This window comes from Streptomyces mangrovisoli (genome assembly GCF_000974985.2).
GTDB classification, from domain to species: domain Bacteria; phylum Actinomycetota; class Actinomycetes; order Streptomycetales; family Streptomycetaceae; genus Streptomyces; species Streptomyces mangrovisoli.
Window position 1 is genome coordinate 150,926 of sequence record NZ_LAVA02000001.1, and the last position, 14,745, is coordinate 165,670.

11 protein-coding genes and 2 pseudogenes are annotated in these 14,745 nt (G+C 73.1%); 4 read left to right on the plus strand and 9 right to left on the minus strand.

The window, feature by feature from the left end; translation table 11 throughout:
* Positions 1-19: 19 nt before the first annotated feature.
* A complete protein-coding gene (locus WN71_RS00635) occupies positions 20-2,494 on the minus strand; it encodes a D-alanyl-D-alanine carboxypeptidase (RefSeq protein ID WP_046589736.1) in 2,475 nt (824 codons plus the stop codon).
* 237 nt (positions 2,495-2,731) lie between these two features.
* Here WN71_RS00635 and WN71_RS00640 point away from each other — a divergent pair, with 237 nt between their 5' ends.
* From WN71_RS00640 to WN71_RS00650, 3 genes are all read left to right on the plus strand, one after another.
* The gene (locus WN71_RS00640) at positions 2,732-3,487 is read left to right on the plus strand and encodes a GOLPH3/VPS74 family protein (RefSeq protein ID WP_046589734.1); all 756 of its coding nucleotides are present in this window, start codon (positions 2,732-2,734) and stop codon (positions 3,485-3,487) included.
* A gap of 337 nt (positions 3,488-3,824) precedes the next feature.
* The gene (locus WN71_RS00645) at positions 3,825-4,682 is read left to right on the plus strand and encodes a helix-turn-helix domain-containing protein (RefSeq protein WP_046589731.1); all 858 of its coding nucleotides are present in this window, start codon (positions 3,825-3,827) and stop codon (positions 4,680-4,682) included.
* A gap of 203 nt (positions 4,683-4,885) precedes the next feature.
* On the plus strand, positions 4,886-5,074 hold the full coding sequence (locus WN71_RS00650) for a DUF397 domain-containing protein (protein WP_046589729.1): 189 nt from the start codon (positions 4,886-4,888) through the stop codon (positions 5,072-5,074).
* Positions 5,075-5,351: 277 nt separating this feature from the next.
* Here WN71_RS00650 and WN71_RS00655 read toward each other — a convergent pair whose 3' ends face one another.
* From WN71_RS00655 to WN71_RS00665, 3 genes are all read right to left on the minus strand, one after another.
* The gene (locus WN71_RS00655) at positions 5,352-6,218 is read right to left on the minus strand and encodes a MerR family transcriptional regulator (RefSeq protein ID WP_046589727.1); all 867 of its coding nucleotides are present in this window, start codon (positions 6,216-6,218) and stop codon (positions 5,352-5,354) included.
* A gap of 90 nt (positions 6,219-6,308) precedes the next feature.
* Complete coding sequence (locus WN71_RS00660; protein WP_046589725.1) at positions 6,309-6,818, minus strand: glutathione peroxidase; 510 nt, start codon at positions 6,816-6,818, stop codon at positions 6,309-6,311.
* Positions 6,819-7,049: 231 nt separating this feature from the next.
* Positions 7,050-8,024, minus strand: a complete 975-nt coding sequence (locus WN71_RS00665; RefSeq protein ID WP_046589724.1) for an ArsR/SmtB family transcription factor — start codon at positions 8,022-8,024, stop codon at positions 7,050-7,052.
* Between the two features lie 68 nt (positions 8,025-8,092).
* On the opposite strand from WN71_RS00665, the gene WN71_RS00670 reads away from it, so the two are divergent.
* A complete protein-coding gene (locus WN71_RS00670) occupies positions 8,093-9,382 on the plus strand; it encodes an MFS transporter (RefSeq protein ID WP_107469515.1) in 1,290 nt (429 codons plus the stop codon).
* 373 nt (positions 9,383-9,755) lie between these two features.
* Here WN71_RS00670 and WN71_RS00675 read toward each other — a convergent pair.
* The 5 genes and pseudogenes from WN71_RS00675 to WN71_RS41695 all read right to left on the minus strand — a co-directional run.
* Positions 9,756-10,280: pseudogene (locus WN71_RS00675) on the minus strand (SPFH domain-containing protein); the annotation flags it as partial.
* Between the two features lie 275 nt (positions 10,281-10,555).
* Positions 10,556-12,016 (minus strand): FG-GAP-like repeat-containing protein, encoded by a 1,461-nt coding sequence (locus WN71_RS43160; RefSeq protein WP_276208062.1) that lies wholly within the window; start codon positions 12,014-12,016, stop codon positions 10,556-10,558.
* A 168-nt stretch (positions 12,017-12,184) separates the two neighbouring features.
* Entirely contained in the window at positions 12,185-13,372 is a 1,188-nt protein-coding gene (locus tag WN71_RS00685) for an SPFH domain-containing protein (RefSeq protein WP_046589718.1), read from the minus strand.
* Positions 13,373-13,383: 11 nt separating this feature from the next.
* A complete protein-coding gene (locus WN71_RS00690; protein ID WP_046589770.1) occupies positions 13,384-13,635 on the minus strand; it encodes a hypothetical protein in 252 nt (83 codons plus the stop codon).
* A 188-nt stretch (positions 13,636-13,823) separates the two neighbouring features.
* A pseudogene (locus WN71_RS41695) lies at positions 13,824-14,745 on the minus strand (transcriptional regulator); the annotation flags it as partial.

A 14,745-nucleotide genomic window follows, 5' to 3' on the forward strand; every position in this document is an offset into this window, starting at 1 on the left:
CTGGGAAGGGGGGTGCGGATCAGCCGATGCGCTTGAGCTTCGCCGTGAACGCGGGCTCCGTCAGGTCCTTCTGAAGGGCCACCGGCACCTTGACGGCCCCGTTCGAGCCGTCGCCGACGGTCAGGGTGCCGACCTCGGTCCCCGCCTTCGCCGTGTGCGGGACGTCACCGGTCCTGAAGGACAGCTCGACCTTGAGACCGGCCCAGCCGACCGCGCTGACGTCCTTGGTCACCACGACGGGCGTGTGGCCGCCGAGCTGGTCGTCCACATACCCGACGACGTCACCCTTCTTCAGGATCTTCTGCGACGTCAGGGCGTTCTGCGCGCCGAGCATCGCGGTCTTGCTGACGGCGTTGACGGTGTCGATGATCGGCGCCGTGTGCTGCCCGAGGATCGCGCCGACCACGGTCACCGTCTGGCCGTCGACCACCTTGGTGGCGGCGAACAGCAGGTTGCCGCCCGCCTTGGTGGTGGTGCCGGTCTTCAGGCCGATGGCGCCGTTGTAGGGGACCAGCCGGTTGTAGTTGTTCCACTTCTGCCCGGACGGGTCCGTCCAGCTGGGCAGCTTGGTGATGTCGATCAGCGCCGGGATCTTCACCAGCTCGTCGCCGAGCTTCACCTGGTCCTCGGCGGTCGAGACGGTGGTCTCGATCAGACCCGAGGGGTCCGTGTAGGTGGTGTGGTCCATGCCGAGTTCCTTGGCGGTGGCGTTCATCTTCTTGACGAACGCGGCCTCGGATCCGGCGTCCCAGCGGGCCAGCAGACGGGCGATGTTGTTGGCCGACGGGATCATGATCGCCGACAGCGCCTGCTTCTCGGAGAGCTTGTCGCCCTCCTTGACGGTGTTGAGGGTGGACTCGCCGTCCTTGTCGTAGCCGCCCTCCTTCTCGGCGGTGGCGTCGACGGTGATGGCCGGGCCCTCCTCGCCGGACTTCAGCGGGTGGTCCTTGAGCACGATGTAGGCGGTCATGGCCTTCGCCACGGAGCCGATGGCGACCGGCGTCTGGTCACCGAAGTTGCCCATCGTCCCGATGCCCTCGACGTCCATCCAGCCCTGGCCCTCGCTCGGCCACGGCAGGGACGCCTTGCTGCCCTCGAAGGTGTACGAGTCGTCGGCGGTGAGCGCCAGCGTGGGCGCGGGCAGCGGACGTACGGCCTGCACGATCGCAAAGACGACCGCGAGCAGCAGGACCAGAGGCGTCCAGATCTTGAACCGCCGCACGAGGGTGCGGACGGCGGTCTCCGGCGGCGGAGGCGTGTTGGTCAGCTCGGCCAGCAGGTCGATCGGCGGCTTCGGCGGCAGCGGCACCTGCCGGGTCCGCTCGGGGCCGACCTGGGGCACGGCCCGGGTGGCGTCCGGCGCCTTGGTCCCCGGCTCGTCGAGCGGCTTCAGCGCGACGAACCTGCTGGTCCGCTCGGGGTCCCCGGCGGGAGCCTGCGGCGGCTTCGGCGCCTTGAGCATGGTCGTCGGCTGATCGACGGCGGGCTTGGGCGGCCGTACGGCCTTGAAGACGGTGGTGGGGTGATCGAGGGCGGGGGCGGACCCGGCGTCGGAGCTGGAGCCGGCGTCGGAGACGGGGCCGGAGTCCGAGCCGGGGCCGGCGTCGGGCTCGGGGGAGTCCGGTCCGGCGTCGTCCTGGTCCCCGTCCTGGTCCTCGGCCTTGGAGGCGGCGGCGGGCTCGGGGGCGTCCTCGGGCCCGGCGTCCTCGGGCTCGGCGTCCTCGGGTTCGGCGTCCTGGGGTTCGGCGTCGCGCGGTGCGGCGTCCGCCGGTTCGGCGTCCTCGGGCCCGGTGGAGTCCGAGGCGTCGGCCCCGCTCGCGTCCGCGTCCTCGGCGGTGTCGCCGTCGGTGTCCTCGGGCGCGTCCACGGGGTCGGCGTCCGCGACGGGCTCGTCCTCCGGCTCCGCGGACGCGGAACCGTCCGCGGCGTCGCCGGTGTCGTCCCCGTCGGCTCCGCCGTCCGCGTCGGCGGCAGCGGCGGGCTCCGGCTCGGCGCCGTCCTCCGGCCCGCCGTCCTCGCGGTCGGACTCGGCCGTGGCCTCGTCCTCGTCCGCGTCCGCTTCCTCGGTCCCGGTCCCGGTCCCGGTCGCGGCGTCGGCCCGTCCCGGACCGCCCGCCGAGCGCACCCAGGCCGAGACGGCCGCCCGGAGGCGGTCGTCGCCCCCGCCGGCCGCCGACGCGTCGCCGGAGCCCTCCGCGGAGTCCGCGGAGTCCGCGGAGTCCGCGGCGTCCGAGCCGTCCGCGGAGTCCGAGGCGTCGGCGTCAGCGTCCGCGCCGGGCTCCCGGTCGCGGACGGACAGCACCGTGGTCGCCGTGTCCACACCGCCCCCGCGGGGCTTCGCCGCCGCGTCCTCGCGGGCCATCGCCAGGCGAGGATCGCGCGCCTCGCCCCTGGCCTCGGGAACCGGACCCGCGCTCCCCGACGTCGGTTCCGCCGACGACTCGCGCTGCTTCGACCTGTCGGGGGACTCGCCCGCCACCGATGCCTCCTCCATGCGCCGCACGGCCTCCGTGCGCGTATCGAACCAACCGCTTCACAACCGCTTGTTCCCGCTCGGGCACCGCATCCATACCGCTGTCCGAACCATGTACCAGTGTCCTGTGTGCGGGCTTGCCCTCAGTGGTAGACGAGAACGACATACCTACCGGTTCCCTCACGAACTGGTCACGCGCTCTCGACAGACCAATGTGAGAGGGGTCACCCTGTCATTCATCCACGCGGGGAGGCATGGATGGGCAGGAGCCGCAGAACACTTCCGGAGGAGCTTCTGCTGCTGGCATTGGACCCGGCCACGGGTACCACTGCGCAGCCGCAGTCGCTCGACCTCGGTCTGGCCGGAGCGCAGCTAGTGGAGCTGGCGCTGGCCGGACGGATAGCCCCAGACGGGGATCGTATCGCCGTGGTGGCGCCACGGCCGACTGGAGATCCGACTTTGGACTGCGCGTTGGAGTTGCTGCGAAGGCGTGGCGCTCCCGTGCGTGCGGTCAACTGGATCGGAGGGCCGCGCCTCGGCCTCCGCCAGACCTACCTTTCGCATCTGGAGCGCTGCGGCATGGTCCATGCCGTACCGGGCCAGATGTGCGGGGTGCTGCCGACCACGCGCTATCAGGCGACGGACACCGCCATCAGCCGGGAGATCCGTGCCCGGCTGGATTCCGCGATCCGCACCGGCGTACCGCCGGACCCGCGGACCGCGGCGCTCGCCGCCCTGGCGCACGCGGTCGGCCTCGGCAAGCACCTGTACCCGGGCAACGAGGGGCGTTCCTCTCGATCCCGGCTCAGGGACCTGATCCGGCACGACCCGATGGGCGGCCTCGTCGCGCACGCGGTGATGGACGTCCAGAACGGCGTAGGGGCGCAGCAGCGCCGCAACCCGGCCCCGGCCGGCCGGCAGGCCGCACCGGGCGCCAGGCCCGCACCGGAACCCGCTCGTGGGGTTCCCATGCAGCCGCACCGCAGTTCCATGGCGCGTGTCGTGGCGCACTGAGCCTCACGCGTGGCACGAACGACCCGCACGACCACACAGCCGCACCCAGTCCCCAGAAGACCGGTCCGGGAGCCGCTGGTCCGAGCGGGGTGGGGCGTCCTCGGCACGGGGGCGCTCCACCCCGCTCGACCGCTTTCCCGCGCCCGGCGGACCGCGCCCTGTGCCCCGGCGCACCGGGTCCGGGGGCCGGCGGAGCGGACGGAGCCGTCCGTCGTGCCCGAACTGACGCGTACGCGCCGCATATCCACCGTTTGCCAGCGGTAATAAGCACCTGGGTGGCAGTCTGCTCAACAGCAGATACGCAAAGTGGAATTATGCAGGCGGAGGTGCACGTCCCGTGGCGTCCAATGTCAATCCGACCGTCAGGCGACGCCGTCTGGGTCAGGAGTTGCGGCGGCTTCGCGAGCTCAAGGGCATGACGGCCGAGGAGGTCGCCGAGCGGCTGCTGGTGTCGCAGTCGAAGATCAGCCGCCTGGAGAACGGCAGGCGCAGCATCAGCCAGCGCGACGTCCGCGATTTGTGCGGGGTGTACGAGGTCGAGGACCAGCGGGTCGTCGACTCGCTGATGGAGATGGCCCGGGACTCCCGCCAGCAGGGCTGGTGGCACGCGTTCGGGGACATTCCCTACAGCGTCTATATCGGTCTGGAGACCGACGCCGAGTCCCTGCGGGTGTACGAGCCCCAGATCGTCACGGGCCTCCTGCAGACCCGGGCGTACGCCGAGGCGCTGGTGCAGGGCGCGCTGCCGGAGACCTCTCCCGCCGACATCGAGAAGCGGGTCCAGGTGCGGTTGCGCCGTCAGGAGCGGATCGGCGCCGACGGCAACCCGCTGCGGCTGTGGGTGGTGCTCGACGAGGCGGCCCTGAAGCGGGTGGTGGGCGACAAGCTGGTGATGCGCGAGCAGTTGGAGTACCTGATCGAGATGTCCCGGCTGCCCCATGTCACCGTGCAGGTGCTGCCGTTCGACGTCGGCGCGCATCCCGGGCTCAACGGGCAGTACGCCATCCTGGAGTTCGCGGACGCGGCCGACTCCAGCGTGGTCTACCTGGAGGGCGTCACCAGCGACCTGTACCTGGAGAAGGCGCACGACGTGCAGAAGTACGCGGTGATGTACGAGCACCTCAGGGCGCAGTCGCTGAACGTGGAACAGTCGCGGCAGTACATCGCGGACGTGGCCAAGGCCTACGCGGCGTAAGCGAGTTGAGCCGAGTTTCGGATGGGGCGGCGGATCTTACACTGGTGGTACCTCTGAGCGTAAGTGTCCTCTGGAATATGCCACCCGGTTGAGTGAACGACTCCTCCGGCGGGCGGAGTTGGCGAGTAGCTTCGATCAGGCCAACCCGGAGCAAAGGTTGGCGGGAAAGCGTTCGAACTCAGCAACTCGCAACAGGAGTGAACATGTCAGTTCGGCAGGGCGCCACGGACACGTGGACCAAGTCCTCCTACTCCGCAGGCAACGGCGCGTGCGTCGAGGTCAAGTCGCCCACCGCGAACCTCGCCGTCCGTGACTCGAAGGTCCACGAGGGACCCGTCCTGTCCTTCCCCGCCGAGGCGTGGACCGCCTTCGTGGCGTCGGTCAAGGCGTAGGGGAGGCTCTCCCCCATAAACGGCAATCCACCTCTGATCCCACGACGACAACTTCACATGCGTCACCTGAGCCCTCTCGACCAGCCCGCCGTCCTTGCCGAGGGGGCTCGGCTCGTCCCCGGACGTCCGTGCGGGCGAAAGCCCGGACGGCCGGCCGCCCGGACGCCCTGAGCCGGGCCGTGCCCGACGGGCCGGCCGGCGCGGAGGGGGCGCCGGCCGGCCCGTGAGCGAGGCCGGGGCGGGGGGCCGACCGCGCCCCCCGCCCCGGCCCGGCGGCTCACCGCACCGGGAACGCCACGTCGCACACAGGGTCCTGGGCGCCCGCCGCGTCCCAGTCGGCGAAGTACACCTCCCGGCACGGGCCGTCGTAGGCCAGGCCCTGCGCGGCGACCCACCGCTCGACGGCCTCGAAGGCCGCCAGGATCTGCGGATGCGCCACCTGCGCCTTGGTGATCCTGGTGTATGCCAGCCGCCGGGCGGGCTCCACCCGGACGGCCGTCTGCCAGGCCCGCCCGCTCCGCTCGGCCCAGGCCCGGGCCGCCGCCTCGTCGGCCACCGGCACGCAGGACTCGGCCGGTCCGTCGCTCTCCATCGACACCTCGGCGTGGTAGGCCACGAACGGCGCGCCCGTCACCCCTCCGCACTCCCGCGCCGCCGCCTCCAGCCGGCCGAGCGACGCGCCGATCCAGGCGGGCAGCTCGTCGGCCAGGGTGTGCCGCTTCTCGGTGATGACCACCTGCGCGGGCACGTCCACGGTCTCGATCACGTAGTTCTCGTCCATCTCGGAGCTCCTCCCCGACAGTCGTCCACGGAGGTACGCGGCGAGCGTCCGCTGCCCGGCCACCCGCGCCTCGACGTCCGCCCAGTACGCGGCGAGCCGCTCCGCGGCCGTGTCGCCGTCCGCGTCCAGCACGTCGGCGATCGTGGCGAGGGGCATGTCGAGCTGCCGCAGCAGGGCCACCAGCCGGGCGCGGTCCGCTTGGCCGGCGCGGTAGTAGCGGTAGCCGCTGGCCTCGTCCACCTGGGCCGGCGCGAGCAGACCGAGCCGGTCGTACAGCCGCAGGGCCTTCGGCGACAGCCGGGACCGCGCGGCGAACGCGCCGATGGTGAGCAGGTCGTCGTCCACGGGTGAATCCTCCGTCACCGGGCGGTTCCTCCGCCCGGCGACATGGACGCTCTCCCTTGTCCCAGGGGCAAGGTCAACCGGAGCGGTCCGGTCGAGGAGTGCCGGGGCTCAGGCGCCGAGCGCGGCCTCGACCGCCGTCACGACCTCCGCCGCGTCCGGCTCGGTGCGCGGGGAGAAGCGGGCGACCACGGAGCCGTCCCGCCCGACGAGGAACTTCTCGAAGTTCCAGCGGATGTCGCCGTCGTGGCCCTCGGCGTCCGCGAAACCGGTGAGCCGGCCGTACAGCGGGTGCCGGCCCTCGCCGTTCACGTCGACCTTCTCGGTCAGCGGGAAGGTCACGCCGTACGTCGCCGAGCAGAACTCGGCGATCTCCTCCGCGCTGCCCGGCTCCTGGCCCATGAACTGGTTGCAGGGCACCCCGAGCACGGTGAAGCCGCGCTCGGCGTACTGCTCCTGGAGCTTCTCCAGGCCGGTGTACTGCGGGGTCAGCCCGCACTTGGAGGCCACGTTCACGATGAGCACGACCTGGCCCGCGTACTGGGAGAGGTCCGCGGGGCCGCCCCGCAGCGTGCCGATCTCGACGTCGAGCACGGAACCGTTGCTGTCTGCATTCGTCATGCCTCGGATGCTATGCCGCTCGCCGCGCGAAGCCGGCCCCGGGCCCGTCGGCCCCGCACCCCTGAGAATCCGGCCGCGGGCCGGTGGGGCCGAGCGCGCAGTTCCCCGCGCCCCTGGGGACGCCGGGGCCGCAGCCGACCAAGGGGCGCGGGGAACTGCGCGACAAGCCCCCACCGGCCCGCAGCCGGGTTCTCAGGGGCGCGGGGGAACCGCGCGACCGTCCCATCGGGCCTACGGCGGCCCCGGCGCCCCGGCCCGCAGCAGCACGTCCCCGGCCGCCGTGCGCGTGTACAGGACCGAGCGGCCCGCGCGGCGGCGGTCCGCCAGGCCCGCCTCCATCAGCACCTTCAGATGGCGGCCGACCGAGCCGAGGCCCTGGCCGGTCACGGCGGTCAGCTGGGTGGTGCTCAGGGGCGAGGCGAGCAGGACGAGCACCTCGGCCCGCGCGGTCCCGAGCAGCGCGCCGAGCGCCGCGGGGACCGCCCTCCGGTCCCGGTCGGCGAGCGCCCCGGCGCAGGAGTACACGAGGGCGTACCGGTCCGGTTCCTCCCAGGACACCCAGCCCGCCTTCGGCGTCACCGGCACGAACAGCAGCTCGGCGCCGGCCACCGAACGCGGCGGGTAGGCGTGCGCGTTGACCTGGAGCCGGTTCTCGCCGAGCCAGCGGGTGCGCCCCGGGCGCAGCCGGTCGAGGACCTCCGCCCAGCCGCCGCGGCTCACCTGCGCCGTGCGCGCGACCACGTCGGCCTCCAGCACCCGGCGGCGCCGCTCCCAGTACGGCAGTACGGTCTCGGTCCACACCCAGGTCAGCAGCGCGGCCGCGCGGTCCGGCAGGTCGTCGCGGTCCAGGGCGGCGGGCAGCGGCCCCGCGAGGGAGGTCCGCAGATGCGCGCGGGCGTCCTCCGGGCGGACCGCGGCCACCCGCGCGACGGTGTCCGGGGCGCTCTCGCCGTCCCGGGGCACCGGCGTGAAGAAGTCGGCGATCCACTCCCGCCCGAGCCCGGCCCGCACCAGCGGCGCGGTGACCGGGTCCGCGGCCAGCAGCGCCCGGTAGGCCGGCCGGTGGGCGCGCAGCCAGCGCTGGTCGCCGGGGTGGGCCGCGTCGCCGACGTGCAGCAGCCGCAGGCACGCGAAGGTCTCCGCGTACGGCGACAGCACGAACCGGCTGCGCGCGAGCGTGTCCGCGTTCACCTCCCACCAGCCCATGAACTCCCGTCCTTTCGCGTCCGCGCGAAACAATAACGGCCGCGCGCACGGCATTTGAGACTCCGGGCATGCCCAGCTATCAAGCCCTCTTCCGCACGCCCGAGTTCACGCCCCTGTTCCTGTCCGCCGCCGCGCAGACCGCCGCCCAGACGGTCGGCGGGCTCGCGCTCGGCACGCTGGTGTACCGGGCGACGGGCTCGCCGCTGCTCTCCGCGGTCAGCATGTTCGGGCCCTCCCTGGCCCAAGTGCTCGGCGCGACAATGCTGTTGTCGGGCGCCGACCGGCTGCGGCCGCGCGCCGCGCTGACCGCCGTACCGCTCGCCTACGCCGCCGGTACGGGCCTGCTCGCCGCCCCCGGCCTGCCGACGGCGGCGATCCTCGCGGTGGTCCTGCTGCAGGGCCTGGTGGCCTCCCTGGGCGGCGGCGTCCGCTGGGGGCTGCTCCACCAGATCCTCGCCAAGGACGGCTATCTGCTGGGGCGTTCGACGTTCAACATGATGAGCGGGATCATGCAGATCACCGGGTACGCCACCGGCGGCGCCCTGGTGGCCGCGCTGTCCCCGCGGGTGGCCCTGCTGATCGCGGCCGCCCTCTACCTGGCGGCGGCGCTCGGCGCCCGCCTCGGCCTGACCGCCCGCCCGCCGCGTGTCCAGGGCCGGCCCTCGGTCGCGGCGACCCGCCGCACCAACGCCCTGCTGTGGTCGTCCCGTCCGCGCCGGCTGACCTACCTCGGCCTGTGGCTCCCCAACGGCCTGGTCGTGGGCTGCGAATCGCTGTTCGTGTCGTACGACCCCGGGGCCGCGGGCACCCTGTTCGCGTGTGCGGCGCTCGGCATGTTCGCGGGGGACGTCACGGTCGGCCGCCTGCTGTCACCGGCCCGCCGCGGCCGCCTGGCCCTGCCCCTGCTCCTGCTGCTGGCGGCCCCGTACCTGCTGTTCGCCCTGCACCCGCCGCTCGCCCTGGCCGCGGTGTGCGCGGCGGTCGCCTCCGTCGGCTTCGGCGCGAGCCTCGTGCAGCAGGAACGGCTGATGGAGCTGACCCCGGACGACCTCGGCGGACACGCCCTCGGCCTGCACTCGGCCGGAATGCTCACCGCGCAGGGCCTGAGCGCGTCCCTGGCGGGCGGGGTGGCCCAGCTCACCTCGCCCGCCACGGCGACGGCCGCGATGGCGGCCGCGTCGATCGCGGTGACGCTGGCGCTGGCTACGGCCGCCCGGCGGGAGCCGTCCCGGCGCCCTCACCCGGAGCGGCCTGCGCCTGTGCCGGCTCCCCGTCCTGCGTCCCCTCCTGAGGCCCCTCCTGCGTCCCGTCCTGCGTCCCGCCCGGCAGAGCGGCCGGATCCGCGTCCGGGCCGCTGAGCGCGGGGGCCGGGACCAGCTTGTCGGCCAGCGCCGCGATCTGCTCGATCCCCGCCTTCAGCTCCTTGCCGCCGCGGTCGCCGGAGCCCTCCGCGGCCTCGGCCCGCTCGACCTCGCCCTTCTCGACCTCCTGGTCGAGCTTCTTGGTGGCCCGGTCGAAGTAGCGCAGCAGCTCCACCGGGAACGGCATCACCAGCGTGGAGTTCTTCTCCGCGGCGACCTCCACGACCGTCTGGAGCAGCCGCAGCTGCATCGCCTCGGGGGTGTCGGACATGATCCGCGACGCGTTGGCGAGCTGCTGCGCCGCCTGGAACTCGCCGTCCGCGGTGATCACCCGGGCGCGGCGCTCCCGCTCGGCCTCGGCCTGCCGCGACATGGACCGCTTCAGCGACTCCGGCAGCTGTACGTCCTTGATCTCCACGCGGTCGATGTGGATGCCCCACTGCGCGGCCGGGCTGTCGATCATCAGCGCGAGCCCCTCGTGCAGCCGCTCCCGGTCGCTGAGCAGGTCGTCGAGGTCGCTCTTGCCGATGATCGACCGCAGCGAGGACTGCGCGACCTGGCCCACGGCGAACATGTAGTCCTGCACCTCGATGGCGGCCCGCACCGGGTCGGTGACCCGGAAGTACACGACGGCGTCCACCTTGACCGAGACGTTGTCCCGGGTGATGCCCTCCTGCGTGGGCACCGGCATGGTGATCACCTGCACGTTCACCTTCCGCATCCGGTCGGCGAACGGGATCAGGAAGGTGATGCCGGGCTGCCGGTACTTCGGCAGCGCCTTGCCCAGGCGGAACACCACTCCGCGCTCGATCTGGTTGACCACTTTCATCCCGCTGCGCAGGACGAGCAGGGCCAGCACGGCCACGACCACCCCGGCTACGACGGCGCCATCCATCGGTTACTCCATTCCACGGCAGTGCACGCTGATCGAGACATGGAGAAGGACTCTGCCCGGGCCCGTACGGATGCACACCCGACCGTCAGGGACGCGTAAAGAAACATCCGCCCCGGCCCCGAACCGGTCACGCGGCAGCGGAGTTGAGGGATGCCCAGGACAGCGCGTGGTTCAACCGGCCGCGGTTCCTCGTGCCGCCGCACCTGCGCGCGGAGATCGGTGTGGTCACGGAGCGGTGGATCCGCCCGCCGCGCGGCGGGCGGATCCGGTGACCGTCACCGGCCGCCGAGGTACCTGCCGAACGCGAGCGCGCTCGTCGGGGAGGGCAGGTGGAGCTTGGCCGGGGTGAAGGCGGTGGAGCCGGCCGCGCCCGCCCGGGGCAGGAACCACACGCCGCCCGAGCCGGCGTTCTCGCCCGGGGAGCCGACCGCCAGGTCCACCCGGCCGTCGTGGTCGTAGTCCCCGGTGGCGAGCGCGGCGCCGAACGCGTCGCCGGACTCCGCCACGCCCGGCACATGGGCGGTGTCCTGCTGGAGCCCGGCCGAGCGGGCCGTGCCCTTCGCGTCGAGCAGCCCGGCCGCGGAGCCGTACAGGACCGTCGCGGCCCCCGCACCCGCCCGCGAGCCGATCGCCTCGCCGGGGGCGCCCGCGATCAGGTCGTCGCGGCCGTCGTGGTCGACGTCCCCGACGGCGAGCGCGGCGCCGAAGTGGTCGGCGTCCTCCGCGACGCCCGCCACTCCGGCGGTGTCCTGGTTCAGGGTCTGCTGCCGGTAACCGAAACTGCCGCCCGCGGCGGCGCCGTAGTGGATGTGGATGCCGCCGCCCTTCGCCAGCGCCTCGGGACCGCACGGGTCGTCGATGTTCTCGTCGGCGTACTCCCGGCACTCGCCGAGGGCCAGGTCGTCGTGGCCGTCGCCGTCGAAGTCGCCCGCGGCGAGCGCGGAGACCCCGGTGTTGTCGGTGTTCCACGTGTTGGCGAAGGCCTGCTCGGCCGGGTCCCAGGCCCAGATGCGCACATGGGACTGGGTGGAGGGGGTGGTCGACCGGTACGCGACCGCGAGGTCCGCCCGGCCGTCCCCGGTGAAGTCGCCGGTCGCGAGGATCGGGGCGCGCCCGCCCATGGGAGCGGTGACGACCGTGGCGACCATGCTGTCCTCGCCCTGGGCGACCCGGGCGACGACCTTGTCCTTGCCGCCGATCACGATCTCCTTGTTGCCGTCGCCGGTCACGTCGGCCGCGGTCACCGCGAGGCCGTACTGGGCGGAGTCCGTGGTTCCGTCGAGGACGACGGAACCGGACGAGGTGCCGGTCTTCGTGCCGCTCACCGCCTCGACCATGCCGACGTCCGTGCCGAGCCCCGTGATGTCCTCGCCGGGGGTGCCCACGAGGAGCAGCGCCTTGCCGCCGGTGCCGATCGGGAGGAGCGCCACGGAGGCGCCGAACCGGTCACCCGCCTCGGGGCTGCCGGGCACCTCGGCGGTGGCCTGGCTGACGCGGATGCTGCCGTAGGCGCCGATCCCCTTCGGGCCGCCGTAGACGATGGTGACGTAACCGGCCTTCGCCTTGCCGTCGACCGTGCCGTCGGGCACGCCCACGGCGAGATCCGCGTAGCCGTCCCCGTTGAAGTCCCCGCCGGTGGGCGCGGCGGCGGCGGCCGACGCGGGCAGGGACAGGCCGGCGGTGACCGCGGCGGCGACGGCGGCCGCCGAGACGTAGGTCCTCATCCGTGTGCGCAAGGGATCTCCCAGGTGTAGGTAATGCCGCCGAGATGCCGAGACATCGGGGTTCACCTGTGGGACACCTCGATGCCGCCGAGGGTTGTACCGGCGGAGGGTGTCCGGCGCGGCGGGCCCACGCAAAAGGCCCCGCTCCCGGACGGGGAACGGGGCCTGCGCGCGCGAGCGCTACTGCTCGACGTCCACCGGACCGTCGTCGGACCTGCGTCCCTTGTGGGACGGCAGCTGGAGCAGGCCCTTGTTCTCGCCGCCCGCGGGCCGCTGCCCGTCGGACTCCTGGCCGCTCAGGTTCTGCCGGACCGAGTCGAGGATCGTCAGACCCTGGGAGACCAGGCCGGCCGCGATCTCGCCGAGGCCGTCCGCGCCGTTGAGGACGTTGACATTGGCGCCCGCGAGGCCACCGGCGGCCTCCTTGACGATCTGCGGAAGCTGGTCGATCAGCATCCGGTCGAGCGCGACACGGTCGTACGACGCCGCCGCCTCCGCCTGGATCTTCATCCGCTGCGCCTCGGCGGCGGCGAGGATGCGGACCCGCTCGGCCTCGGCCTCGGCAGGCTTCACGACCTCGGCGACCAGCTGCTGCTGGCGCAACTTGGCCTGCCGCAGCGCCAGTTCCGTCTGCGCCTGGAGCACCTCCTGCTGGGCGTGCGCCTGCGCCAGCGGACCGGCCTGCGCGGCCTGCGCCTGCGCGCGGTCGACCTCGGCCGAGTACTCGGCCTTCACGACGGCGGTCTTCCGGGCGTACTCGGCCTGCTGCCGGGCCGCCTCCTGCTCCGCCTCGGCGGCGGCCTGGGTGGCCTGCGCCTGAGCGATCTGCGCCTGCCGCTGGATGGCGGCCTTGTGCGGCGCGGACATGGCGTCGATGTAGCCGGTGTCGCCGTCGTCGATGGACTGGATCTGGAGCGAGTCGACGATGAGGCCGATCTTCGCCATCTCCATCTTCGACGTGTCGAGGACCTCGGCGGCGAGCTTCTGCCGCTCGGTGACGATCTCCTCGACGGTCATCGAGCCGATGATCGCGCGCAGGTGACCGGCGAAGATCCGGCCGGTCAGGACCGACATCTGCTCCTGGTCGGAGAGGAAGCGCTGACCGGCGTTGATGATGCTCTCGTGGTCGTTGCCGACCTTGAAGGCGATGACGGCGCGGACGTGCAGCGCGATGCCCTGTCTGGTCACACAGGTCTCGGTGACCTCGGACTCGCACATCGACAGGGTGAGGAAGCGGGTCTTGCGGAAGACGGGCAGCACGAACTTGCCGTGCCCCGTGACCACTCGGAACGGCGCGCCCCCCAGTCCCCGCCTGCCACCCGAGATCAGCATCGCCTCGTCTGGAGCGGGAACGCGATATCCGAACATGCCTGTACTCCTCAGCCGGCGCCGGCGGTTCCCCCGTCGAGCGCGTCCAATGGATCCACCCACTCGATGACGCCGATCTCGCGGCATCCCCGTGATTCGATCACGAGCACCGTCGCCCCCGCGGGCAGGGGGTCCTCCGACCAGGCGAGGAAGGTCTCGGAGCCGCCCCTGACCCGTACCAGGACCTCGCCGGGGCCCGTGGAACCACGCGTCCCGATGAGCACCTTCCCCGTGCAGCCGATCACGGCCTCGTCCTGCGGCATCATCGGCCGTCCTCCTCGTCCTGGCCCCGCGTTTCCGACGATAGACCCAGCGGGGCCGGGACCCAACGGCCGGGCGGGAACCACCTGGGACGACCGGCGGCAGGCAGCCGCCGAGCGACGGCAGACGACCGCCGACCGCCGACCGACGGCAGGCGACCGGCGGTCGGCGCCCGGGCCGGAGCGGCGCCTCATGAGCCGGTGGGCTTCCACTGGAAGGTGTTCTGCTCGTTCCTGCCGTACCAGTAGTGGGGCAGGCCCTTGATGCTGCTGGTGCGGAAGGGCTGTCCGTGGTCGTCGATGCGGAGCGTGCCGGTGCGGCCCTGGGAGGACCAGTCGAGCTCCAGGTACCACCGGCAGTCGTACGTCTCGGTCGTCGCGGAGACGTTCAGGACCTCCGGGTCCTCGGCGGAGACCCGGAAGGGGAACCGCCCGGACTGCGCGTGCGCGATCGGGCGGTCGATGTCCAGGTCGATACGGAACTCGCGGGGCGCGAGATCCCCGCCGCACCCCTGGCCCATCGCGTACGCGTTGCCGCCGACCGGTGCGGTGCGGCTGACGACGCGGACCCTCAGGGCCTCCAGGACGACGGCCGTCGACGACTTTCCCTGCACCGACACCTGCACCAGCGTCTGCCGCCCCGGCACCGCCTTCTGGGTCGCCGCCCACACCGCCGCGTCCTGCTCCACCGGCGGCGGGGGCACCTGGTCCGGCTCCTTGCCGATGACGTAGTCGTAGCCGCATCCCCCGTCCCAGATCTGCGAGTCGACCGTCGAGGCGAGCGGCACACCGGCCGCGGATCCGCCGCCCGCGGCGCCCGCCGACGGTCCCGCCGTCCCCGCGGGGGTCCCGGAGGCCCGCGCGCCCGCGGACGGCGAGGCCGGTGAACCGCTGGGGGAGGGGCCGGCCGCACCGGCCGAGGAGCGGGGGGACGTACCGGTGCCCGCCGTACGGGACGGGCCGGAGGCGGTCGCCTGCGAGCCGCCGCCGGACCGGTCGTCCGACAGCGCCGACAGACTCCCCAACGTCACCAGCAGCACGGTCGCGGTGGCGGCGCCGACGACGCTACGGCGGCGGCGGTACCAGGGCCGGCGGGCGGGGGGAGCGTCGGCG

Coding starts and splice junctions, on each gene's coding strand:
- WN71_RS00635 (WP_046589736.1), bottom strand. CDS start 2,494: ATGGAGGAGGCATCGGTGGCGGGCGAGTCCCCCGACAGGTCGAAGCAG.
- WN71_RS00640 (WP_046589734.1), top strand. CDS start 2,732: ATGGGCAGGAGCCGCAGAACACTTCCGGAGGAGCTTCTGCTGCTGGCA.
- WN71_RS00650 (WP_046589729.1), top strand. CDS start 4,886: ATGTCAGTTCGGCAGGGCGCCACGGACACGTGGACCAAGTCCTCCTAC.
- WN71_RS00660 (WP_046589725.1), bottom strand. CDS start 6,818: ATGACGAATGCAGACAGCAACGGTTCCGTGCTCGACGTCGAGATCGGC.
- WN71_RS00665 (WP_046589724.1), bottom strand. CDS start 8,024: ATGGGCTGGTGGGAGGTGAACGCGGACACGCTCGCGCGCAGCCGGTTC.
- WN71_RS00670 (WP_107469515.1), top strand. CDS start 8,093: ATGCCCAGCTATCAAGCCCTCTTCCGCACGCCCGAGTTCACGCCCCTG.
- WN71_RS00685 (WP_046589718.1), bottom strand. CDS start 13,372: ATGTTCGGATATCGCGTTCCCGCTCCAGACGAGGCGATGCTGATCTCG.
- WN71_RS00690 (WP_046589770.1), bottom strand. CDS start 13,635: ATGCCGCAGGACGAGGCCGTGATCGGCTGCACGGGGAAGGTGCTCATC.